Raw genomic sequence first — 23,302 nt, 5'->3', positions numbered from 1 at the left:
GCCGCACCCACCACCGCAGGGGCGGCACGGCCGACCTGAGGCGCCCAGCCCGGCGGCGCAACCATTCCGCGGTGCCCACCACCGGACCGGTGAAGGCCCCTCAGGAGCCATCCGTACGCGGGGGTTGGGGGACCGCCTGCCCCCTGCGCCGACAAAGCGGCCAAATCGGGCCATCCGCACGGTCCCGGGAGTTCACGGGAGGTCGGGGGCGGATCCGTCCTTCGTGGACCCTCGCGCCGGTCGTCCCCGAAGATGTGCCACAGTTTCCACGTCCGGGCCGTGAGCACGTACGGTACGGCAACACAGGCGGGACAGCCGGGACAGCCGGGACACCGGGAAGGGGCAGCTGGGTTGACCACGCACGCACCGCGGACGGCGCACTCCGTCACGCTGCCGGCCTCGCTCGACGAGGCCGTGGCGGCACTCACCGCCATGCCCGCCGCCGTGCCCGTCGCCGGCGGCACCGACCTGATGGCCGCCGTCAACAAGGGGCAGCTGCGCCCCGCCGGCCTCGTCGGCCTCGGCCGCATCAACGAGCTGCGCGGCTGGCAATACCAGGACGGTCACGCCCTGCTCGGCGCCGGCCTGACCCACGCCCGCATGGGCCGCCCCGACTTCGCCGCGCTCATCCCCGCCCTGGCCGCCGCCGCCCGCGCGGCCGGACCGCCGCAGATCCGCAACGCGGGCACCCTCGGCGGCAACGTCGTCACCGCCGCGCCGACCGGCGACTCCCTGCCCGTCCTGGCCGCCCTGGAGGCCGACCTCGTCGTCGCGGGCCCCGCCGGCGGCCGCGAGATCCCCGTCTCGCACCTCCTCGCCGGGCGCGAGATGCTCCAGCCCGGTGAGCTCGTCGCCTTCGTCCGGGTCCCGCTGCTGCACGCCCCGCAGGTGTTCCTCAAGGCGACCGGGCGGACGGGCCCCGGCCGCGCCCTCGCCTCGGTGGCGGTCGTCCTCGACCCGGCGCGCCGCGCGGTGCGCTGCGCGGTCGGCGCGATCGCCCCGATGCCGCTGCGTCCGCTGGAGGCCGAGCACTGGATCGCCTCGCTCGTCGACTGGGACGGCGAGCGGGGGCTGACGCCGGAGGCCCTGGTGGCGTTCGGCGAGTACGTCGCGGCCGCGTGCGTCCCGGACCAGCCGCCGGCCGCCGACGGCGAGGAGCCGCCCCCGCTGCCGCCCGCCGTACTGCAACTGCGCCGCACGGTCTCCGTGCTGGCCCGACGAGCACTGGGGAGGGCGCTGTCGTGACCACCGACGAGACGGGGAACGAGGAGCAGCGGCGGGGCGGCGGCTGGCAGCCGACCCCGCAGGGGGAGTACGACGGCGACGCCACCGCGTTCGTCCAGCTCCCGCCCGACGTGGGCCTGGACGGCATCCCGCTGGAGGCCCCCGGTCACGGCTACGTACCGCCGCACATCCCCGACCCGCACGCCACGGCGCAGTGGGACTTCCACGACGCCCTGGCCTCCGGCCCCGCGACGACCGGCGGCTCCGCGCCGACCGGGCAGTGGGCCGTGCCCGTCGCCCCGGGCGACCTGCCCGAGGAGTCCGGCGAGTACGCCCTCGGGACGCGGGAGCAGACGCAGACGTACGGCGGCGGGCAGCCGTTGGCCGCCTGGGCCGACGGCACCGCCCCGGCGACGCTGCCCGGCGGCGCCGCGGCGCCCTGGGCGGTCCCCGCCCGGCCGGAGCCCACGACGGACACGGCCCCGCCGGAGGGACCGTCACCGGACGCCGGGTACGCCTACGGGACGGACTACGGCACCGACTACGCCACGGGTCACGGCTCCGGCTACGACGGGGACCGGGGCACCGACTACGGCACCGGCCACGGTGCCGACGACGGCGCGGCCTACCTCCCCGGCCACGGACCGCAGGCCCCCGGCACACCGGAGCCGCCCACCTCCGGGACCGCGCCCGACGGGCCGGTGCCGGGGGAGTCAGGCCCCGCCGCACCGGACCACGGCCTGCCTGAGCACGCCGCGCCGGACCACGGCCTGCCTGAGCACGCCGCGCCGGACCACGGCCTGCCTGAGCACGCCGCGCCGGACCACGGCCTGACCCAACACGCCGCACCGGACCACGGCCTGACCCAACACGCCGCACCGGACCACGGCCTGCCCGACCACGGCCTGCCTGAGCACGCCGCACCGGACCACGGCCTGACCCAACACGCCGCACCGGACCACGGCCTGCCCGACCACGGCCTGCCTGAGCACGCCGCGCCGGACCACGGCCTGACCCAACACGCCGCACCGGACCACGGCCTGACCCAACACGCCGCACCGGACCACGGCCTGCCCGACCACGGCCTGCCTGAGCACGCCGCCGCGGACCACGACGTCCCCGGCCCGGACGCGGCCGACCCCGTCGCCGAGCCCCCCGCGACCGCCGGCCCGGAGCAGTACGCCCCCGCGGCCGACCCGGCGTACCCGCACCATGACCCGGACCCGGCCCGGGCCGCCGCCCCAATCGGTACGACGGCCGACGCCCCCGCCACCGCGGACGGCCCCGCGACCGCCGACGCCGCCGCCCCGGACGGTGACCCGGCACCCGAGGCCCAGGCCCTGCCCGAGGCCGAAGCCCTGCCGGAGACCCAGACCCTGCCGGAGCCGGAGCCGGAGCCGGAGCCGGAGCCGGGCCCGGAGCCCGTCCCCGTCGCGACGGGCGACGAGCACCCGCATGTCTCGTACGTCCTGCGTGTCAACGGCGCCGACCGCCCCGTCACCGACGCGTGGATCGGCGAGTCCCTGCTCTACGTCCTGCGCGAGCGCCTCGGCCTCGCCGGCGCCAAGGACGGCTGCTCGCAGGGCGAGTGCGGCGCGTGCAACGTCCAGGTCGACGGACGGCTCGTCGCGTCCTGCCTGGTGCCCGCGGCGACCGCCGCCGGAAGCGAGGTCCGCACCGTCGAGGGCCTGGCCGCCGGCGGCGAACCCTCCGACGTGCAGCGCGCCCTCGCCCGCTGCGGCGCCGTCCAGTGCGGCTTCTGCATCCCGGGCATGGCGATGACCGTGCACGACCTGCTGGAGGGCAACCACGCGCCCAGCGACGTGGAGGCCCGCCAGGCGCTCTCCGGCAACCTGTGCCGCTGCACCGGCTACCAGGGCGCCCTCAGGGCCGTACGGGAGGTCGTCGCCGAGCGCACGGCCGCCCAGCGGACCGGCGGCACCGCGGGCGGCCCGGACGAGTCCCCCCACGAGGTCCGCATCCCGCACCAGCTCCCCCACGCGCACGACGGAGGCACGGCGTGAGCAACGACGCGGCCACCGCCATCCCGGCGGTCGAGGCCCCCCCGCAGGAGCAGCCCCGCCAGGGCCTCGGCACGTCCCTGACGCCGGCCGACGCCCGCGCCAAGACGGAGGGCACCTTCCCGTACGCCGCGGACCTGTGGGCCGAGGGCCTGCTGTGGGCGGCGATCCTCCGCTCCCCGCACGCCCACGCGCGCATCCGGTCGATCGACACGTCCGCCGCCGCGGCGATGCCCGGCGTGCGCGCCGTCGTCACCCACGCGGACGTGCCCGGCGACGCCGCGTACGGGCGGACCGTCGCCGACCGCCCCGTCTTCGCCGCCGACCTCGTCCGCCACCACGGGGAGGCCATCGCGGCCGTCGCCGCCGACCACCCGGACACCGCCCGCCTGGCCGCCGCGGCGATCATCGTCGACTACGAGGTGCTCGACCCGGTCACCGACCCCGAGCAGGCGTTCTCCGCGCCGCCCCTGCACCCCGACGGCAACCTCATCCGGCACATCCCGCTCCGCTACGGCGACCCGGACGTGACGGGCGAGGTGATCGTGGAGGGCCTGTACCGCATCGGCCGGCAGGACCCGGCGCCCATCGGCGCCGAGGCGGGCCTCGCCGTGCCCCGCCCGGACGGCGGCGTGGAGATCTACACCGCCTCCACCGACCCCCACACCGACCGCGACCTGGCCGCCGCCTGCTTCGGCCTGCCGCCGGACCGGGTGAAGCTCGTCGTCACGGGCGTCCCCGGCGCGACCGGCGACCGCGAGGACCCCGGCTTCCAGATCCCGCTCGGCCTGCTGGCCCTGCGCACGGGCGCGCCGGTGAAGCTGGCCGCGACCCGCGAGGAGTCGTTCCTCGGCCACGCCCACCGCCACCCCACCCTGCTGCGCTACCGCCACCACGCGGACGCGGACGGCCGGCTGGTGAAGGTGGAGGCGCAGATCCTCCTCGACGGCGGCGCCTACGCGGACGCGTCGTCCGAGACGCTCGCGGCGGCCGTCGCCTTCGCCTGCGGCCCGTACGTCGTGCCGCACGCCTTCGTCGAGGGCTGGGTCGTCCGGACGAACAACCCGCCCTCCGGCCACGTGCGCGGCGAGGGCGCCCTGCAGGTGTGCGCGGCGTACGAGGGCCAGATGGACAAGCTCGCGGCGAAACTGGGCCTCGACCCGGCGGAACTGCGCCTGCGCAACGTCCTCGCCACCGGCGACCTCCTGCCCACCGGCCAGACCGTCACCTGCCCGGCGCCCGTCGCCGAACTCCTCGAAGCCGTACGGGAACACCCGCTGCCGCCGCTGCCCATGGACACCGCCGAGGAGGACTGGCTCCTGCCCGGCGGCCCCGAGGGCGCCGGCGAACCCAGCGCGGTCCGGCGCGGCGTCGGCTACGCCCTCGGCATGGTGCACATGCTGGGCGCCGAGGGCACCGACGAGGTCTCCACCGCGACCGTCAAGGTCCAGGGCGGTGTGGCGACGGTCCTGTGCGCGGCGGTCGAGACCGGCCAGGGCTTCACGACCCTCGCCCGCCAGGTCGTCCAGGACGTCCTGGGTGTGGAGGACGTCCAGGTGGCGCCCGTGGACACCGACCAGCCCCCGGCGGGCCCCGCCACGCACGGCCGGCACACGTGGGTCTCCGCCGGGGCGGTGGAACGGGCCGCCAAGATGGTCCGCACCCAGCTGCTCCAGCCCCTCGCCCACAAGTTCGGCATGTCGACGGAGCTCCTCCAGATCGCCGACGGCAAGATCACGTCGTATGACGGCGTCCTGTCGACGACCGTCGCCGAGGCGCTGGAGGGCAAGGAACTGTGGGCCACCGCCCAGTGCCGCCCCCACCCGACGGAACCGCTCGACGAGGCGGGGCAGGGCGACGCGTTCGTCGGCCTGGCGTTCTGCGCGATCCGCGCGGTCGTCGACGTCGACGTGGAGCTGGGCTCCGTCCGCGTCGTCGAGCTGGCCGTCGCGCAGGACGTGGGCCGCGTCCTCAACCCGGCCCAGCTCGCCACCCGCATCGAGGCCGGCGTGACCCAGGGCCTCGGCGCGGCCCTCACCGAGAACCTCCGCACCCCGCGCGGCCTGGTCCGCCACCCCGACCTGACGGGGTACGCCCTCCCCACGGCCCTCGACACCCCGGACATCCACATCGTCAGACTGGTCGAGGAACGCGACGTGGTCGCGCCCTTCGGCGCGAAGGCCGCGAGCGCGGTGCCCGTCGTGACGTCCCCGGCGGCCATCGCCTCCGCCGTCCGCGCCGCCACCGGCCGCCCGGTCAACCGCCTCCCGATCCGCCCCCAGTCCGCGGTGGTCCCCTCCACCCCGTGACACCCCGCCCCGCCCGGACACGCGGCCGGACCCGTTCGGGTGACCACCCGCCGACCCCGGCCCGCGCACGGTTTTGGCCGGTGACCGCGCGCTTCCGGTCATCCGCGCCGCGACACCACACCGGCGCGCGGGAATCCCCGCGGGCGGTGGTTCCGAGGTCACCTAGGGTGGAGAACTCCAGTTGATCAAGGGGGGCGGATGGCGTTCGAGGAAGAGTGGGACGACCTCAAGCAGGCGGCGGTGGAGCGCCGGACCGGCATGAGGCTCAACCAGCTGGCGCCCGAAGCGGGGGGCGGCGGCGCGGCGGACCTGAAGTCCGCGCCGGCGAGGAAGCGGGCGTTCGCCAACACGATCGAGACCCAGCTGGAGAAGCCCACGCGCGAGGCGGGGGACACCGTGGACGAGGCGACGGGCGCCGCCGCCCGGGCCTTCGCCGGCTGGGACACGGCCGCCGGCCTGAGGAAGTCCCACGAGAAGTGGGAGGACCAGGTCAACCGCCTCGTGGGACGGCTGGTGACGAACAAGACCCAGTTGCGCAACGCGGCCACGCAACTGGTGGGCACGGACCTCGACGTCGGACACACCCTGCGGCGACCGCAGTCGAACATCTCGGGTCTGTAGGGGGAGTCGTGCCGACGTACCAGCAGATCCTGGACATGGACTTCTCCGTCCTCACCAGCGCCGCCGACAGCTGGAAGACCACCGCCGCGCGGTACAAGTCGCTCGCGGACGTCTTCGACGAGGGGGTGCGGAGCCTCTCCGTCGGAACCGAATGGCGCGGGCTGAGCGCCGACGCGTCCCTCCAGCCGCTGGGGGTGACGAGCCGCGAGTACGCGGCGGCGCAGAAGCAGGCCCGCGCCATGGAATCCCTCCTCCGCGACGCCCACAGCACGTTCGTGCGGCTCAAGGCACAGCTCAAGTCGGCGGTGGCCGATGCCGTCGCCGCCGGCATGAAGGTCTCGGAGGGCGGCGTCGCGACGTACGACTTCAGCAAGGTCGACGCCGCCACCGCGCACAGCGTGCGCCACCAGCCGGACCTCCGCGAGGTCGAGCAGTCCTACACGAGGAACATCACGGCCGCGGTGAAGGCGGTCGACGACTTCGACGCGTACGTGAAGCGCGCCCTGATCAGCGAGACCGCATCGGACGGCACCTCACCCTTCGGGTTCAACGCCACGCCGGTCGGCGACATCGAGGCCGCGGCCGCCGTCGGCTTCGCCGAGAGGGTCCGTTCGGGGAAGGCCACGTCCGAGGAGCTCCGGGAGTTCCAGGGCCTGGTCCGTCAGCACTCCGGCGACAAGCACTTCAGCGAGGCGTTCCTGCACGCGCTGGGCGCCAAGGAGACCGTCCTGCTGTCCGACCAGATGAACCTGGCGGCGCACGAGCGCGGGGCGTCCGCGAGCGACCGGAAGCTCTACGAGTCCATCAACGCGGGCCTCGCCTCGACGCTCGCCTCCGGCACGAAGGACCCGAACAGCTACGCCTACCGGCCCTTCGTCGACGGCCTCAAGGCGTTCGGCGACGACTCCTGGGGCGGGACCACGCCGCTGCGGGGATACCAGGCGCTCGCGACCCTGATGTCGCACGGCGAGGGGTACGGCAAGCAGTTCCTCAACGAGATGGGCGACGCCGTCATCGCGACGGAGAAGGCCAACCCCCACATCTGGGACCACGCCTACGACGCCGAGCGCCCCGACCTCGTGACCGACCCCCTGGACGGCCTGCTGAAGACCATGAGCAAGGACCCGGCCGCGGCGGAGTACTTCCTCGACCCGGCCGCGGAGGGGAACAAGAACGACCACCTGAAGTACCTGCTCACCGAACGCGAGTGGAGCACCCCGTACATGGCGCCGCTGTACGGGACGCCGAGGGAGCTCGACGACCCGTACCGCGCCTCGGGTCTCGGCGCCGCCATCCAGGCCGCCGCGACGGGCCACGAACCCGGCGAGAAGCTCGGCCCTCCCGGCCCCCACACCGAGGGCCAGGCCCGCGTGATGCACGAGGCGATCCGCCTGCTGGACAAGGACGCGGGCGGCGACGAGTTCCCGGAGCACCTGGAGAACATCCGCCAGCCGATGGCCAGGGCGCTCGCCGACTACGTGGCGGACACACATCTCATTCTGGGCGGGCAGGAGTCCCGCCTCGGCGGCGTCGGTGGCAGCGAGTCCATCCACGTGGACGGGGACAAGGCCCATCTGGCCGTCGGCCAGGCGAGCCTGGTCCGGGTCATGCGCGGCATCGCCGACGACGCGCCCTCGTACGCCCTGCTGTACGAGACCGAGCGCGCCTACGCCGCTGATCAGCTGGCCAACGCGCCGGAATTCCACGGGGACAAGAAGCACGATATTAGCGCGGATTGGAATGACCGTGCACGAGACATCGGTGCGGCGCTGGGCGCCATCAACGGCGTGGGCGCCGACGTGTATCGGGACAAGCAGGCCGACAAGATCGAGTGGGCGGAGGATGCGGCGGAGTACTCGGCTATCGGAGCCAACGGTTTGATCGGTGAGATTCCGGTCGTGGGTACTGCTGGTGGAGCCTTGATCGACAGTGCCAAGTACGACTGGGTCAAGGACGTAACCAACCAAGCTGATCAGCAGGGCAAAGCCGATGCGAGCGGGAACTACGGACGTGGCATGGATGGCACCAACAAGCTACTCGACGAGTGGGCTGCCGACAGGCACATGGCGGGGGACGGCGCCTTCAAGGAGGCCAAGAACAGTGCGAACGATGGATTCACGTCCGGACAGAAGGCCACGTCGAGCCACCTGTGAGGATCGGCGCTCTCTCCGCAGGGGTACACGTTTCGCACTGGCCGTTGGATCGAGCTTGCTGCTGATCTCGTGCGGCGGGGGCGGCGCCAAGGAAGGGCTTGCCGACGACTACCTCTGTGACCTTCCGTCGAAATCCGTGGAAGAGGAAATCGTGCTGAAGGCGTTGGGCGGCGAGAAGGCGAGAACTACGATCTTCGCACAGCCTTCCGACCTTGTGGCGCGTATGGAGGGCCGACTTGGGGAGCTGGCATCGAGTGAAGATGCAACGGGTACAGATGTGTGCCTGTTCCAAACTCCGCTGATGAGTGGCTCCAAAGCATCAGTGCGCATCAGTTTCCAGTGGGCTGCGCCGGAGAAGGGAAAGGCGGCGGGTCGCCCGCTGAGGGACGCCAACCGCTACGTGGTGAACGGCCTTCCGGCGGAAGCCAACGAAGGTGATGTCAAGCTCAGCTTCTCCTGCGTAATGCCCGGTGAAAAGCGCGCTGCCTCGCGACAGGCTCAGCTGGTCGGGTGGGTGTCCCTCACTGGTGGGCCCCGTAAGGGCCCACAGAGAGAGTGGGATGTCCAGCACGTGACCTTGTCGTACCTCATGGCGCAGAGGACCGTCGAAGCGCTGGGGTGTGAGAAGAAGCCTCTCCAAGGCGAGCCCGTGGTGAAGCCCGTCGGCGAGTGACGCGGGGGCGTCGATGTGCGGGAAGGCAGGGGCCTTCCTCCTTTGGTGGAGGAAGGCCCCAGCCTTAGTTCAGACGTTGTGGCATGTGCAGGTGCACGTGATGGAGAAGAACGGCCGCTCGTCCGGGGCCGGGGTGTCGGACTCGTAGACCTCCATCGGGGTGCAGAAGTCGTGTTCGCCCGACTCGCACTCCTGCGTGCGGCCGGACTCCCTCGCGGCCGTGGCGATCTGCTCTGCTATGTGTTCGGACGTCATCGCCCACCGTCCAGGAGGTCCAGTACGTCGGGGACCGGCGGGAACAGCGGTGCGCACGCGGCGCACGCGTACACGGTGTATCCGGGCCCGCTGGCCGAGTGCACCTCGCAGACCACCACGGGCTCGTCCGTGATCCGGCCGCACCGGACGCACATCCGGACCGGCCTCCGCTCCGACGCGCTCACCGCGCCGCCCCCGCCCCGTGCAGGACCCGCGTGTCCAGGTCGATGCCGAAGTCGGCGGCGAGGACGAGGGTGAGCCTGCGCCGGGCCTGGTTCTCCTGGCGCTCGTGCGCCAGGAGGTAGGGGCGGACGAGGAGTGAGGCGCGACCGTCGAGCGGTTCGGTCGACCCGTACGGGGAGCGGAGTCGGGGGAGGGGCGCCCGAGGAGCTGCCCGGCGGATGGGGGTCGGGGCGCATGAGGGTGCGGCCCGGTGGGAGCCGGCGCGCCGTCGGCCGGAGCCCGGGGTGACCGCACCCAGCAGCCCGCCCAGGAGGGCATGGATAATGCCCACTGTCATCAACCTCCATGGGGTTGGTGGCCACGCCCCGGGAGTCCTGGCCGACTCGCCGGGGTCTTCTGTGTGCGCTCAAGGTAGCCGATGCCGAAAGCGGTCGGCAGCGGTAGACAGTGGTTGACAGCGGTTGACCACTGTTGGAGATGCGCGGCTGTTGCTGGACGTTTACGTTCACTTCCGTGACGGAGAAGATCAACCCCGGTGCGGCCGCCTATCACTACGAGCAGCTCGCGAACATCCTGGAACGCAAGATCAGGAGCGGAGAGTTCGCGCCCGGCTCCCGACTGCCCGGGGAGATGCTCCTCTCCCAGGAGTACGGCGTGGGTTCCAACACGGTGCGCCGGGCCCTCGACATCCTGCGCGAGCGGCAGCTCGTCGTGACCGTGCGAGCGAGGGGCTCGTTCGTGGTCGAGGAGCTGCCCGACGCCTCCGACAGCTGATCGGCGCGGGCATCCGGCGTACTGCGCGATGAGTTCCGGGGCTCCCGTGGGTCTACTCGTGTGAAGGCACACGGAGGGAAGGGACCCCGACATGCAGCAGAAGATCACGCCGTTCCTGTGGTTCGAGACCCAGGCGGAGGAGGCGGCCGAGCACTACACGTCGATCTTCGAGGGCTCGCGGATCGTGAAGGTCGACCGCTACCCCGAGGGGACCCCGATGCCGGCGGGCACGGTCATGACCGTCGAGTTCGAGCTGGCGGGGCAGCGCTACGTGGCGATGAACGGTGGGCCCGAGTTCACGTTCAACGAGGCGATCTCCCTGTCCGTGGCGTGCGAGGACCAGGAGGAGGTCGACTACTTCTGGGCCCGGCTCGGTGAGGGCGGCGAGGAGGGCCCCTGCGGGTGGCTCAAGGACAAGTACGGGCTGTCGTGGCAGATCACCCCGCGCGTCCTGGACGCGATGATGACCGACCCGGACCCCGACAAGGCCAGGCGCGCCGCCGAGGCGATGATGGGCATGAAGAAGCTCGACATCCAGGCCCTCCGGGCCGCGTTCGACGGGTGAGACCGGGGCGGGGTGCCCGCGGTCGTACGACCATGGGCGGAGCCCGTTCCCGTCGCGCGACAGGGGTCAAGTGCCCCGACGCCTCTTACTCTGGAGGTCATGAGCGCCCTGGATCCCCCCGACACCGACGCCGGCAGCGACAACGACCCCGCCGCCCCTTCCCTCCCGCCGCGGGAGCGGGGCGGCGGTGGCGTGCTCGACCGTGAGTACCGGGCGCTGAGCATCGGCATCGTCTCCGTCGTCCTGCTGATCGCGTTCGAGGCGACCGCCGTCGGCACGGCGATGCCCGTCGCCGCGCGGGAGCTGGACGGGGTGGCGCTGTACGCGTTCGCGTTCTCGGCGTACTTCACGACCAGCCTCTTCGGCATGGTCCTGGCCGGTCAGTGGGCCGACCGGGACGGGCCGCTCGGGCCGCTCGCGGCGGGGATCGCCGCGTTCGCCGCGGGCCTGCTGGTGTCCGGGACGGCCGGCACGATGTGGCCGTTCATCCTGGGCCGCGCGGTGCAGGGGCTCGGCGGCGGTCTGGTGATCGTCGCGTTGTACGTGGTCGTCAGCCGGGCGTACCCGGAGCGCCTGCGGCCCGCGATCATGGCGGCGTTCGCGGCGTCCTGGGTGATCCCGTCCGTCGTGGGTCCGCTCGCCGCGGGGACGGTGACCGAGCGGCTCGGGTGGCGGTGGGTGTTCCTCGGCATACCCGCGCTGGTCGTGGTGCCGCTCGTCCTGGCGCTGCCGGCGATCCGCCGTACCGCCTCCGGCCCGGCCGACCCCGGGGCGCCCGCCCCGGCGTTCGACCGGCGCCGGCTGCGGCTGGCGCTCGGCATCTCGCTGGGCGCGGGGCTCCTGCAGTACGCGGGGCAGGACCTGCGGTGGCTGTCCGTCGTCCCCGCCGTCGCGGGCGCCGCGCTGCTGGTGCCGGCCGCGCTGGGACTGCTGCCGCGCGGGACGTACCGGGCGGCGCGCGGGCTGCCGTCGGTGGTGCTGCTGCGCGGGGTGTCGGCGGGCGCGTTCATCTCCGCCGAGTCGTTCGTGCCGCTGATGCTCGTCACCCAGCGGGGCCTGAGCCCGACGCTCGCCGGGCTGTCCCTCGCCGTGGGCGGGGCGACCTGGGCGCTGGGCTCGTACGTCCAGTCGCGGCCCCGGCTGGAGCCGTACCGGGAGCGGCTGATGGTGGCCGGGATGCTGCTGGTGGCGGCGGCCATCGCGGCGGTGCCGCTGGTGCTGCTGCCGGCGGTGCCGGTGTGGATCGTGGGGGTGGCCTGGGGCTTCGGCTGCCTCGGCATGGGCATGGTGATCGCCTCGACGAGCGTGCTGCTGCTGAAGCTGTCCGCGCCGGAGGAGGCCGGGACGAACTCGGCCGCGCTCCAGATCTCCGACGGCCTGTCGAACGTCCTGCTCCTGGCGGCCGGCGGCGCCGCGTTCGCCGCGCTGGGCGGCGGCGCGGTCGCGGGCCACTCCGTGGCCGGTGCCGGGGCGTCCGGCGCGCACCCGGTCGCCTTCGCGGCGGTGTTCCTGCCGATGGCGTGCGTGGCGCTGTTCGGCGCCTGGGTCGCCACACGCGTACGGGTCCCGCAGGCGGCGGGGCATCCGCCGGTGGTACCGGAATGACCCCATGCGCTGGTGCCGTTTCGGTATGGCCATGAACCTGCGTCTTCGCGACGACCAGACCGACGCCCTGAAGCAGCGTGCAGAGCTGGAGGGAACCAGCATGCACGCCATCGTGCTCAAGGCCGTGGACCACTACCTGGCGCGGACCGCCCAGGAGGCCATCGTGCGCAAGACCGCGATGGCACAGGCGGCCAAGTGGCATGAGCTCATGGAGCGGCTCAAGTGACGTGTGTATACGTCAGCGCCGAGGACGGTAGGTCATCGCCGGCCATGCCATCGACGACCAGGACGTCGTCCTCCGGGACGCCGGGCTCCTGGAGTCGGCCGTGCACCGGCCGGCAGCGGCCGTGTTCGGTGAGGAGGCCTACCCCCGACTCGTCGAGAAGGCCGCCGCCCTGCTCCAGTCACTCGCGGTGAACCACCCGTTCTTCGACGGCAACAGGCGCACCGCCTGGCTGTCCTGTGTGACGTTCCTCGCCATCAACGGCGTGAACCTCCGGCCTGACATCGACGCGGCGGAACGGCTGGTCATCGATGTGGCCACAGACCGGGCGGACGAGGTGGAGAACATCGCCGAGAGGCTCCGCGCGCTCGTGGTGTGACGCCGCTCGCACTCCGCGAGGTCACGGTGTCGTCCCGCCCGGGGGCGGGGCGGGGCACCGGTAGGGTGGCCCGGTTGTCGTACGCGAACCGTGCGCACCCCCCTGCGTCCGAGAGCCCCGAATCGGAGACCGTGACTACTACCGCCTCCCATCACCTCTCTCCCGCCTTCCCCGGCCGGGCCCCCTGGGGCACCGCCAACAAGCTGCGCGCCTGGCAGCAGGCGGCCATGGAACGGTACGTCCAGGAGCAGCCGAGGGACTTCCTGGCGGTCGCCACGCCCGGCGCCGGCAAGACGACCTTCGCGCTGACGCTGGCGTCCTGGCTGCTGCACCACCACGTCGTCCAGCAGGTGACCGTCGTCGCGCCGACCGAGCACCTGAAGAAGCAGTGGGCGGCCGCCGCCGCGCGGATAGGCATCAAGCTCGACCCGGAGTACAGCGCCGGGCCGCTGAGCAAGGAGTACCAGGGCGTCGCCGTCACCTACGCCGGTGTCGGCGTGCGGCCGATGCTCCACCGCAACCGCTGCGAGCAGCGCAAGACGCTCGTCATCCTCGACGAGATCCACCACGCCGGCGACTCCAAGTCGTGGGGCGAGGCGTGCCTGGAGGCGTTCGAGCCCGCGACGCGGCGCCTCGCGCTGACCGGTACGCCGTTCCGCTCCGACACCAACCCCATCCCCTTCGTCACGTACGAGGAGGGCAACGACGGCATCCGGCGCTCCTCCGCCGACTACACCTACGGTTACGGCAACGCCCTCGCCGACGGCGTCGTCCGCCCGGTGATCTTCCTCAGCTACAGCGGCAACATGCGCTGGCGCACCAAGGCCGGTGACGAGGTGGCCGCCCGGCTCGGCGAGCCGATGACGAAGGACGCCGTCTCGCAGGCGTGGCGCACCGCCCTCGACCCGCGCGGCGACTGGATGCCGAACGTGCTGCGCGCCGCCGACCAGCGGCTGACCGAGGTCCGCAAGGCGATCCCGGACGCCGGCGCCCTGGTGATCGCCTCCGACCAGGACTCCGCCCGCGCGTACGCCAAGCTGATCCGCGAGATCACCGGGCACGGCGCGACCGTGGTCCTCTCCGACGACGCGGGCGCGTCGAAGCGGATCGACGAGTTCAGCGAGGGCGACGACCGCTGGATGGTCGCCGTCCGCATGGTGTCGGAGGGCGTCGACGTGCCGCGCCTCGCGGTCGGCGTGTACGCCACGACGATCTCCACGCCGCTCTTCTTCGCGCAGGCCGTCGGGCGTTTCGTCCGGTCGCGGCGGCGCGGCGAGACCGCGTCGGTCTTCCTGCCGACCATCCCCATGCTCATGGGCTTCGCCAACGAGATGGAGGTCGAGCGCGACCACGTCCTCGACCGGCCGAAGAAGGAGGGCGAGGAGGACCCGTACGCCGAGTCCGAGAAGGAGCTCGACGAGGCGAACAAGCAGCAGGACGAGGACACCGGTGAACAGGACATGCTGCCCTTCGAGGCGCTGGAGTCCGACGCCGTCTTCGACCGGGTCATGTACAACGGCGCCGAGTTCGGCATGCAGGCCCACCCCGGCAGCCAGGAGGAGCAGGACTACCTCGGCATCCCCGGCCTGCTGGAGCCCGACCAGGTGCAACTGCTGCTGCAGAAGCGGCAGGCCCGGCAGATCGCGCACAGCCGGCAGAAGCCCTCGGAAGAGGCCGACCTGCTGGAGCTGCCCGCGGAGCGGCGGCCCGTCGTCTCCCACAAGGAGCTGATGGAGCTGCGCAAGCAGCTGAACACCATGGTCGGCGCGTACGTCCACCAGAGCGGCAAGCCGCACGGCGTCATCCACACCGAGCTGCGCCGGGTGTGCGGCGGCCCGCCGAGCGCGGAGGCCACGGCCGGGCAGATCCGCGAGCGGATCAAGAAGGTCCAGGAGTGGGCCACGCGGATGCGCTGAGCCGCCGGTCCCGTACGGTCCCGGCGGGTCCCGTACGGTCCCGGCGGGTCCCGTACGGTCCCGGCGGGTCCCGTACGGTCCCGGCGGGTCCCGTACGGTCCCCGGGCGGTCCCGTACGGTCCCGTCCCGTACGTGTCCGGTCGGTCCCGTACGTTCCCCGGTCGGTCTCGGGCAGGCTCCGGCCGGTGTGGGGCAGGCCCCGGGCGGTCCCGTACGCCTCCGGCCGGTTCGGGGAGGTGCTGGGCACGGGCGGCGCAGAGGCCCGCAGGCCCCGCAGGTCCGGGGCCGCTCGCGTCCGTCCCGGGCAGGGGCGCGGCAGGCGCCCGTGGGCCCCGCAGGTGCGGCCGGGCGTCGGCAGGCCACCGGGCGGGGCACACGAGTTCCGGCTCGTGGGGCCGGGCTCCGACAGGTACCGGTAGGCCCGGCCCCGTAGACCCGGCCCCGCAGGTCCGGACGGGCATCGGCGGACACACAGGTTCCGGCACGGGCGGCCGGGGTCCGGCAGGACCCGGCAAGGTCGTCGCAGGTCCGGGCAGGCGCCCCGAAACCGCCCGTTTTCGGGTACGGCTTCGGGGCGCTCCCGCAGGGAACCGCGCATTCCTGGATCAAGCCCCCATGGCCGCCCGGATTCTGGACGAGGTCTTCCGCTGAGCGGAGCCGCTCGCTACTGTCCCGGGCACATGCAAACGCCCCGTGGCAGCGCCGCCGCGGAGCGCAGCCGGTGTGCCATGGCCTGCCGGCGGCCTCTCGGTGCGTCGCTCAAGGGACGGGTGTCGCAGCAGCGTTGGGAGTGTCCGCCGTCACTCACTCCGAAGGAGGGGGCGTCGTGACCGCGGAAACCTCCCAGACGCTCGACCGGGGACTGCGCGTCCTCAAGCTGCTCGCCGACACCGACCACGGGCTGACCGTCACCGAGCTGTCCCACCGGCTCGGCGTCAACCGCACGGTCGTCTACCGTCTGCTCGCCACGCTGGAGCAGCACGCCCTCGTCCGCCGCGACCTGGGCGGCCGGGCCCGCGTGGGGCTCGGCGTGCTGCGGCTCAGCCGCCAGGTGCACCCCCTCGTACGCGAGGCGGCGCTGCCGGCGCTGCGCTCGCTCGCCGAGGACATCGGGGCCACCGCCCATCTCACCCTGGTCGACGGGGCGGAGGCGCTGGCCGTCGCCGTCGTCGAGCCGACCTGGACCGACTACCACGTGGCCTACCGGGCCGGCTTCCGCCACCCGCTCGACCGGGGCGCCGCGGGCCGGGCCATCCTCGGCGCCCGCCGGGCGGGCGGCCCCGGAGAACCGGGCTACACGCTCACCCACGGCGAGCTGGAGGCGGGTGCGAGCGGGGCCGCCGCGCCGCTGCTGGGCGTGACGGGTGTCGAGGGCAGCGTCGGGGTGGTGATGCTCACCGACGCCGTACCGGAGCGGGTCGGCCCGCGCGTCGTCGACGCCGCCCGCGAGGTCGCCGACGCCCTGCGCTGAGGGCGGCGCCGGGACCGGGACGGTGCCCTGCGCCGAGGGCGGCGCCGGGGCCGGAGGGCCGGTGGGCCCCGCGCCGAGGGCGGCGCTCAGGGCGGAGGGCCGCCGGTGCCCTGGGCGCCGCGGCCCGGTGCCCGGCGCCCGGTGTCGGTGTCCCATGCCCGGTGTCCGTGTCCGTGTCCGTGTCGGTGTCGGTGTCGGTGTCCCATGCCGTACCGGCGCCCGGTGCCGCGGGCCGGTGTGCCCGTACGGTGCGGGCCGCGGCCCCGTGACACGACCGTGCGGGCCACGGCCCGGTGACACGAGCGGGCGCGTCAAGGCTCGGTGACCCGACCGTGCGCGTCAGGGCCCGGTGACCGTGCGGGCCGCGCCCGGAGGCGTACGGGGGCGCCGGGGTGGGCGCCGGTAGATTGACCCCGTGCTCTCCCGTCTCACGCGCCCCCGCGTCCTCGCCCTGTGCGCCCTGCCGATCCTCGCGCTCTTCGCGGTGGCCGCGTTCGCGCCGTTGCCGTTCACGATCGCGTACCCGGGATCGACGGCGGACGTGCTCGGCGTCGACAAGGGCCGACCGGTGATCACCATCTCCGGCGCCCCCGTCCGCCGGACGACGGGTCAACTGCGGATGGTCACCATCGTGGCGACCGCGCCCCGCAGCGACATCGGCTACCAGGACGTCGTCCGCGCCTGGTTCCGCACCGACCAGGCCGTGCTGCCGCACGACTCGGTCTACCCGGCCGGCAAGTCCGACGCCGAGATCGAGAAGCGCAACCTTGGGCAGATGCGGCAGTCGCAGGACGACGCCGTCGCCGCCGCCCTCGACCACCTCGGCAGGAGCGGAGACGACATCGACGTCCGGCTCCACCTCGCCGACATCGGCGGCCCCAGCGCCGGTCTGCTCTTCTCCCTCGGCGTCATCGACAAGCTGGCCGGCGACGGCGACGGCGGCGACCTCACGGGCGGGCGGATCGTCGCCGGCACGGGGACCATCTCGCCGGACGGGAAGGTCGGCGCGGTCGGCGGGGTCTCCCTCAAGACGCAGGCCGCCGCGCGCGACGGGGCGACGGTGTTCCTGGTGCCCCGCGCGGAGTGCGAGGACGCCGAGGCCACGCGCCCGGAGAAGCTGCGGCTGGTCCCCGTGACGACCCTCAAGGACGCGGTGGCCTCCCTGGAGGCCCTGGCGGACGGCGGCCGGGTCCCCAGCTGCTGACCGTCCCGCGCCACCCCCCCCGGCGGGCGGCCGCCCACCGCGGGCCGGCCGGGCGGCGGGCGCCGTGCCGTAGGCGCCCACCGCCCCCCGTACCGCCCAGGGCACCCCGCTTCCGGCCACGCCGTCACGCGCGGCGCGGCGGGGCCGGGTCCTCGTCCGTGGCCGCCTGCTCCACCAGCGGGATGAGCCGCAGCGGTACCGGGTTCTCCATCACGATCGCCGTCGACGCGCGCATGATCCCCTCGAAGCCCACCACGCGGTCGATCACCCGCTGGAGGTCGGCGTTCGACCGCGCCACCAGCCGGCACAGCATGTCGCCGTGGCCCGTCGTCGTGTGCAGCTCCAGCACCTCCGGCACGCCCGCCAGGTGCTCGCGCACGTCCGCGCCCTGCCCCTGCTTGATCTCCAGCGTCGCGAACGCCGTCACCGGGTAGCCCAGCGCGGCCGGGTCCACCTCCGGGCCGAAGCCCCGGATCACGCCGTTCGCCTGGAGCCGGTCCAGGCGCGCCTGCACCGTGCCGCGCGCCACCCCGAGCCGCCGGGAGGCCTCCAGCACCCCGATGCGGGGTTCGCGCGCCAGCAGGGCGATGAGCCTGCCGTCCAGATGATCGATCGCCACGGCCGCCTCCCAGTGGTCATCCTGTACAGAACGCCTGCCCATAGTGGGGCCCGGCTGTGCACATTGACCAGGGGATGCGCGAACTATTGCGCAGCTTGTGGAACGGAGAGAACCTGCCGCCATGACTGAGATCCTGCATGAGACCCCCGGCACCGCACGGCAGGCGGACCCCTTCCCGGTGAAGGGCATGGACGCGGTCGTGTTCGCCGTCGGCAACGCCAAGCAGGCCGCGCACTACTACTCCACGGCCTTCGGCATGAAGCTCGTCGCCTACTCCGGACCGGAGAACGGCAGCCGTGAGACGGCCAGTTACGTGCTGACGAACGGCGCGGCCCGCTTCGTGCTGACCTCCGTCATCAAGCCCACCACCGACCGGGGCCGGTTCCTCGCGGACCACGTCGCCGAGCACGGTGACGGCGTCGTCGACCTCGCCATCGAGGTCCCCGACGCCCGCGCGGCCTACGCCTACGCGGTGGAGCAGGGCGCCACCGGCGTCACCGAGCCGTACGAGCTGACGGACGAGCACGGCACCGTCGTCCTCGCCGCCATCGCGACCTACGGCAAGACCCGCCACACGCTCGTCGACCGCTCCCGCTACAGCGGCCCGTACCTGCCCGGGTTCGTCGCCGCACGGCCGCTGGTCGAGCCGCCGGCCAAGCGCACCTTCCAGGCGATCGACCACTGCGTCGGCAACGTCGAGCTCGGCCGGATGAACGAGTGGGTCGCCTTCTACAACAAGGTCATGGGCTTCACCAACATGAAGGAGTTCGTGGGCGACGACATCGCCACCGAGTACTCCGCCCTCATGTCGAAGGTGGTCGCCGACGGCACGCTGAAGGTGAAGTTCCCGATCAACGAGCCGGCCATCGCGAAGAAGAAGTCGCAGATCGACGAGTACCTGGAGTTCTACGGCGGTGCCGGCGTCCAGCACATCGCGCTCGCCACGAACGACATCGTCGCCACCGTGCGCACCATGCGCGCCGCGGGCGTGCAGTTCCTCGACACCCCGGACTCGTACTACGACACCCTCGGCGAGTGGGTGGGCGACACCCGCGTGCCGGTGGAGACCCTGCGCGAGCTGAAGATCCTCGCCGACCGCGACGAGGACGGCTACCTCCTGCAGATCTTCACCAAGCCCGTCCAGGACCGCCCGACGGTCTTCTTCGAACTCATCGAACGGCACGGTTCGATGGGCTTCGGGAAGGGCAACTTCAAGGCCCTGTTCGAGGCGATCGAGCGCGAGCAGGCGAAGCGCGGCAACCTCTGACGCCGCACGCCCCCCGGTACTTGTGGCCCCGCGGACCTGACCCGCGGGGCCACAGGCCGTCCCGGGCCGCCCGGGCCGCACCGGCCGTCCCGGGCCGCCCGGCCGTCCCGGGCCGCCCGGGCCGCTCCCGATCCGGGTGTCCCGGTCCGGCCCGGCCGCTCCCCGGCCCGCCGGACCGCTCCCGTCCGCCCCGGCCGCTCTCGTCCGCCCCGGCCGCTCCCGGGGACGCTCCCGGCCGCCTGTCCGCTCCCCAGCCCCGCCCCCGCCCCCGCCCCCGGCCTCACCGGCGCGGTGGTGGTCCCGACGGCTCGCCCAGCGCCTCCAGCGCCCGCCGTGCCTCCGGGGCGTACAGCGGAGAGAAGCGCGGGTTGGTCCGCAGCGCCTCCGCCAGATGGCGGCGGGCCTCGCCGGTCATGCCGAGCGCCCGCTCCACCTCCCCCCGGTGGTACGCGAACAGCGCGCTGCGCAGCCCCTGTTCGGTGGCGAGCCGCGCGTACGGCAGCGCTTCCCGGGCCCGGCCCGCCCGCAGCAGCGCCCACCCCAGGGCGTCCGCCACCTCCGCGGACCGGTGCCCGCGCCGCCACTCCGCGCGCAGCCACGCCACCGCGGTGAGCGGCCGGCCGTGGTCCGCCTCGTACCGGGCCAGCACCAGCGACTGGTCCACGCCGTGCGCGAACGCCTCCGCGGCCCGCGCGTGCAGCAGTTCGTACCCGGCCCGCGCCTCCGCCTCCCGGCCCAGCGCCGCGTACAGCTCGCCCGCCTCCAGCGCGTACTCCGGCACCGGCCGCAGGTCCAGCGCCGCCCGGTAGTCCCGTACGGCCTCGTCGGTGCGGTCCAGCGCCGCGAGCGTCCGGGCCCGGCCCGCCAGCGCGGGCGCGTCCCGCGGGGCCAGCTCCAGTGCCGCCGCGTACTGGCGGAGGGCCTCCTCCGGCTCCCCCCGCTCCCACGCGAGGTCCCCCAGCCGCCGCAGGCACGCCGCCCTCTCGGTGGGCGTCCCCGCCCGCCCCACCGCGTCGTACGCCACCGCCGCGGCGTCCTCCCGCCAGCCCCGGTCCCGGTACACCTCCGCCGCCCGGGTCAGCGCCGCCGTACCCGTGTGCATCTCCCGCAGCCGGGCCAGCGCCTGCTGGGCGGCCGTCTGGTCGCCGAGCCCCCGGTACGCGTCGACCAGCACCGCCTGGACCCGCCACCGGCGCGGCGCCCGCTGGCGCGCCTCCTCCGCCCACCGCCGCGCCGCCGCGAAGTCGCCGCGCGCGTGGGCCAACGCCCCCATGCCGAGCGCCGCGTCGACGTTGCCCTCGGCCACCGGGTGCGCGTCCAGGGAGCGCCGCAGCGCCCGCTCGGCCTTCGGGTACGCCGCCGGGTCCCCGGTCCGCGCGCCCCGCTCCGCGTACGCGGCGCCCAGCACCGCCCACGACGCGTCGTCACCCGGATGGCCGCGCAGCCACGCCTCCCGTTCCCCGATCAGCGCGGTCAGCTCCGGCAGGGACGCCGGCGCGCCCGCCCGCACGGCCACCGCCGCCCGCGCCGCCGGCCCCGGGGCGGGCGGCACCCCGCCACCGCCGCGCAACCCCGTCATCCCGTCGGCCAGGAACAGCGCCACCGCGCCCGCCAGCACCGCGCTCGCACCGGCGAGCAGCACCACCTGAGAGACCCGTTCCGTCTTCATGCCGCTCACTGTGCGCGCGCCACCGGCGGGGCCCCGCGCGCCGGCGGCCGGTACACGCCCGGTTCACACCGATGGCCCCCGGGTGCCACGCTGGGATCATGGACGATCTGCTGCAGCGGCTGCGCGCCGGTCTCCCCGCCGAGGCCCTGATCACCGACCCGGACGTCACCCCCTCCTACTCCCGCGACATGGCGGGCTTCTGCGCCGCCGGCACCCCGGCCGTCGTGGTCCTGCCCCGTACCGTCGAACAGGTCCGGCACGTGATGCGCACCGCCACCGCGCTGCGCGTCCCCGTGGTGCCCCAGGGCGCCCGCACCGGCCTGTCGGGCGCCGCCAACGCCACGGACGGGTGCATCGTGCTGTCCCTCGTCCGGATGGACCGCATCCTGGAGATCGACCCGGTCGACCGGATCGCCGTCGTCGAGCCGGGCGTCGTCAACGCCGTCCTCTCCCGCGCCGTCGCCGCGCACGGCCTGTCCTACCCGCCGGACCCGTCCAGCTGGGAGACGTGCACCATCGGCGGCAACATCGGCACCGCCTCCGGCGGGCTGTGCTGCGTCAAGTACGGCGTCACCGCCGAGTACGTCCTCGGCCTGGACGTCGTCCTCGCCGACGGGCGGCTGCTGTCCACCGGCCGCCGGACCGCCAAGGGCGTCGCCGGATACGACCTCACGCGGCTGTTCGTCGGCTCCGAGGGCAGCCTCGGCGTCGTCGTCCGGGCCGTGCTCGCGCTCCGGCCGAAGCCGCCGGAGCAGCTCGTCCTCGCCGCCGAGTTCGCCTCCGCCGCCGACGCGTGCGCCGCCGTCTGCGCCATCATGGAGAACGGCCATACCCCCTCCCTGTTGGAGCTGATGGACCGCACCACGGTCCGGGCCGTCAACCGCCTGGGCCGCATGGGGTTGCCCGACACCACGGCCGCGCTGCTCCTGGCCGCCTTCGACACCCCGGACCCGGCCGCCGACCTGGCCGCCGTCGCGAAGCTGTGCACCGGGGCGGGCGCCACGCAGGTCGTCCCGGCCGAGGACGCCGCCGAGTCCGAACTGCTCATGAACGCGCGGCGGATGTCCCTGCCCGCCCTGGAGACCGTCGCCAGCGCCACGATGATCGACGACGTGTGCGTACCGCGCTCGCGGCTCGCCGAGATGCTCGACGGGACGGCCGCCATCGCCGAGGAGTACGGCCTGACGATCGGCGTGTGCGCCCACGCCGGCGACGGCAACACCCATCCCGTGGTGTGCTTCGACCACACCGACGCGGACGAGTCCCGGCGCGCCCGTGCGTCCTTCGACGCCATCATGGCCCTCGGTCTGGAGCTCGGCGGCACCATCACCGGGGAACACGGGGTCGGCGTCCTCAAGAAGGAGTGGCTCGCCCGCGAACTCGGTCCCGTCGGACTGGAGCTCCAGCGCGGCATCAAGCGGACCTTCGACCCGCTCGGCATCCTCAACCCGGGCAAACTCTTCTGACCCCCCCGCCACCCCGCCGGCGGCCGGCCACCCGCCCGGCCGCCGGTCGTCGGCCCTCGCCCACGCACGGCGTCTTCCGGCCCTTCCTCACCCCGGTCCCCCGGCCACGCCTCACCCCCTCACCCCCCTCGCCCCCTCGCCCCCTCACCCCCCTCGCCCCCTCACCCCCTCACGCCTCCGCGCCTCACCCCCTCACGCCTCCGCCGACAGCAGCGCGGTCAGCTCCTCGTCGATGCCGAGCCGCTCCGACTCCGTCCCCGGCGGCACCGCCCGCAGCGTGTGCTCCAGCCACGCCGACACCTGCGCGGTCGGCGCCTCCAGCAGCGCCTCGCCGTCGGGGGACGACAGCGCCATGAGCACCACGCCGCCGCCCTCCGCCTTCGACGGCCAGATCCGCACGTCGCCGTCGCCGCACGGCCGGAACACCCCCTCCACCAGCAGCTCCCGGGCGAACGTCCAGTACACCGGGTGCTCCGAGCCGATGTGGAAGGCGATGTGGACGGCGTAGGGGTCGGCCGTCCGGTAGGTCAGCCGGGCCGGCACCGGCACGCTGTGGTCCGGGGACAGCACCAGCTTGAGTTCCAGTTCCCGCTCCACCACCGTGGTCTCCTCCATGGTCGGTCCTCCCTCTCGGCGTGCGGACGGGCCCCCACCGGACCCGCGCGGAAGGAGGGAGCTGTTTTCCTCCCCGCCATTACGCGACTT

Annotated in this window: 20 protein-coding genes and 1 pseudogene; 16 read left to right on the top strand and 5 right to left on the bottom strand. The window is 74.0% G+C overall.

The features are described 5' to 3' along the window. Window positions 1-351: 351 nt before the first annotated feature. From NRO40_RS10990 to NRO40_RS10965, 6 genes are all read left to right on the top strand, one after another. Window positions 352-1,245 (top strand): FAD binding domain-containing protein, encoded by an 894-nt coding sequence (locus NRO40_RS10990; protein WP_058944821.1) that lies wholly within the window; start codon window positions 352-354, stop codon window positions 1,243-1,245. Next, window positions 1,242-3,248, top strand: a complete 2,007-nt coding sequence (locus NRO40_RS10985) for a 2Fe-2S iron-sulfur cluster-binding protein (RefSeq protein ID WP_257375393.1) — start codon at window positions 1,242-1,244, stop codon at window positions 3,246-3,248. Before NRO40_RS10990 ends, NRO40_RS10985 begins: the two co-directional genes overlap by 4 nt. Further along, a complete protein-coding gene (locus tag NRO40_RS10980) occupies window positions 3,245-5,554 on the top strand; it encodes a xanthine dehydrogenase family protein molybdopterin-binding subunit (protein WP_058944579.1) in 2,310 nt (769 codons plus the stop codon). The genes NRO40_RS10985 and NRO40_RS10980 overlap by 4 nt, the downstream gene beginning before the upstream one ends. 198 nt (window positions 5,555-5,752) lie before the next feature. Then, window positions 5,753-6,175, top strand: a complete 423-nt coding sequence (locus tag NRO40_RS10975; protein ID WP_058944578.1) for a hypothetical protein — start codon at window positions 5,753-5,755, stop codon at window positions 6,173-6,175. An 8-nt stretch (window positions 6,176-6,183) separates the two neighbouring features. After that, entirely contained in the window at window positions 6,184-8,328 is a 2,145-nt protein-coding gene (locus NRO40_RS10970) for a DUF6571 family protein (protein ID WP_058944577.1), read from the top strand. 55 nt (window positions 8,329-8,383) lie between these two features. After that, window positions 8,384-9,001, top strand: a complete 618-nt coding sequence (locus NRO40_RS10965) for a hypothetical protein (protein WP_058944576.1) — start codon at window positions 8,384-8,386, stop codon at window positions 8,999-9,001. A gap of 69 nt (window positions 9,002-9,070) precedes the next feature. Here NRO40_RS10965 and NRO40_RS10960 read toward each other — a convergent pair whose 3' ends face one another. Continuing rightward, a complete protein-coding gene (locus NRO40_RS10960) occupies window positions 9,071-9,256 on the bottom strand; it encodes a hypothetical protein (protein WP_058944575.1) in 186 nt (61 codons plus the stop codon). Window positions 9,257-9,437: 181 nt separating this feature from the next. Beyond that, a complete protein-coding gene (locus NRO40_RS10955) occupies window positions 9,438-9,776 on the bottom strand; it encodes a hypothetical protein (protein WP_058944574.1) in 339 nt (112 codons plus the stop codon). Window positions 9,777-9,952: 176 nt separating this feature from the next. Between NRO40_RS10955 and NRO40_RS10950 the strand changes: the two genes are divergently transcribed. The 8 genes and pseudogenes from NRO40_RS10950 to NRO40_RS10915 all read left to right on the top strand — a co-directional run bounded on the left by NRO40_RS10950 (window position 9,953) and on the right by NRO40_RS10915 (window position 17,576). Beyond that, the gene (locus tag NRO40_RS10950; RefSeq protein WP_232791235.1) at window positions 9,953-10,213 is read left to right on the top strand and encodes a GntR family transcriptional regulator; all 261 of its coding nucleotides are present in this window, start codon (window positions 9,953-9,955) and stop codon (window positions 10,211-10,213) included. A 91-nt stretch (window positions 10,214-10,304) separates the two neighbouring features. Beyond that, the gene (locus tag NRO40_RS10945) at window positions 10,305-10,778 is read left to right on the top strand and encodes a VOC family protein (RefSeq protein ID WP_058944572.1); all 474 of its coding nucleotides are present in this window, start codon (window positions 10,305-10,307) and stop codon (window positions 10,776-10,778) included. 99 nt (window positions 10,779-10,877) lie between these two features. Beyond that, on the top strand, window positions 10,878-12,383 hold the full coding sequence (locus NRO40_RS10940; protein WP_058944571.1) for an MFS transporter: 1,506 nt from the start codon (window positions 10,878-10,880) through the stop codon (window positions 12,381-12,383). A gap of 25 nt (window positions 12,384-12,408) precedes the next feature. Continuing rightward, entirely contained in the window at window positions 12,409-12,609 is a 201-nt protein-coding gene (locus NRO40_RS10935; protein ID WP_058944570.1) for a ribbon-helix-helix protein, CopG family, read from the top strand. Next, window positions 12,606-12,985 (top strand): annotated as a pseudogene (locus NRO40_RS10930) (type II toxin-antitoxin system death-on-curing family toxin). Before NRO40_RS10935 ends, NRO40_RS10930 begins: the two are co-directional and overlap by 4 nt. A gap of 131 nt (window positions 12,986-13,116) precedes the next feature. After that, window positions 13,117-14,901 (top strand): DEAD/DEAH box helicase, encoded by a 1,785-nt coding sequence (locus NRO40_RS10925; RefSeq protein WP_058944569.1) that lies wholly within the window; start codon window positions 13,117-13,119, stop codon window positions 14,899-14,901. 826 nt (window positions 14,902-15,727) lie between these two features. Further along, window positions 15,728-16,372: an IclR family transcriptional regulator gene (locus tag NRO40_RS10920; protein WP_058944568.1), complete on the top strand. Its 645-nt coding sequence runs from the start codon at window positions 15,728-15,730 to the stop codon at window positions 16,370-16,372. Window positions 16,373-16,787: 415 nt separating this feature from the next. Then, a complete protein-coding gene (locus NRO40_RS10915; RefSeq protein ID WP_058944567.1) occupies window positions 16,788-17,576 on the top strand; it encodes a S16 family serine protease in 789 nt (262 codons plus the stop codon). Window positions 17,577-17,700: 124 nt separating this feature from the next. Here NRO40_RS10915 and NRO40_RS10910 read toward each other — a convergent pair whose 3' ends face one another. After that, complete coding sequence (locus NRO40_RS10910; RefSeq protein WP_058944566.1) at window positions 17,701-18,195, bottom strand: Lrp/AsnC family transcriptional regulator; 495 nt, start codon at window positions 18,193-18,195, stop codon at window positions 17,701-17,703. A 121-nt stretch (window positions 18,196-18,316) separates the two neighbouring features. Here NRO40_RS10910 and hppD point away from each other — a divergent pair, with 121 nt between their 5' ends. Next, entirely contained in the window at window positions 18,317-19,462 is a 1,146-nt protein-coding gene (gene hppD, locus NRO40_RS10905; protein WP_058944565.1) for a 4-hydroxyphenylpyruvate dioxygenase, read from the top strand. 280 nt (window positions 19,463-19,742) lie between these two features. On the opposite strand, the gene NRO40_RS10900 is transcribed toward hppD, so the two are convergent. Next, entirely contained in the window at window positions 19,743-21,131 is a 1,389-nt protein-coding gene (locus NRO40_RS10900) for a tetratricopeptide repeat protein (RefSeq protein ID WP_058944564.1), read from the bottom strand. Between the two features lie 98 nt (window positions 21,132-21,229). Here NRO40_RS10900 and NRO40_RS10895 point away from each other — a divergent pair, with 98 nt between their 5' ends. After that, the gene (locus tag NRO40_RS10895) at window positions 21,230-22,597 is read left to right on the top strand and encodes an FAD-binding oxidoreductase (protein WP_058944563.1); all 1,368 of its coding nucleotides are present in this window, start codon (window positions 21,230-21,232) and stop codon (window positions 22,595-22,597) included. Window positions 22,598-22,789: 192 nt separating this feature from the next. Here NRO40_RS10895 and NRO40_RS10890 read toward each other — a convergent pair whose 3' ends face one another. Continuing rightward, window positions 22,790-23,212 carry an SsgA family sporulation/cell division regulator gene (locus NRO40_RS10890; protein WP_058944562.1) on the bottom strand — a complete coding sequence of 141 codons (423 nt, stop codon included), beginning with the start codon at window positions 23,210-23,212 and terminating at the stop codon, window positions 22,790-22,792. Window positions 23,213-23,302 lie beyond the last annotated feature (90 nt).

Origin of the sequence: Streptomyces changanensis, from assembly GCF_024600715.1 — a bacterium.
Classification (GTDB): domain Bacteria; phylum Actinomycetota; class Actinomycetes; order Streptomycetales; family Streptomycetaceae; genus Streptomyces; species Streptomyces changanensis.
This window is presented reverse-complemented; position numbering and strand designations above follow the sequence as displayed.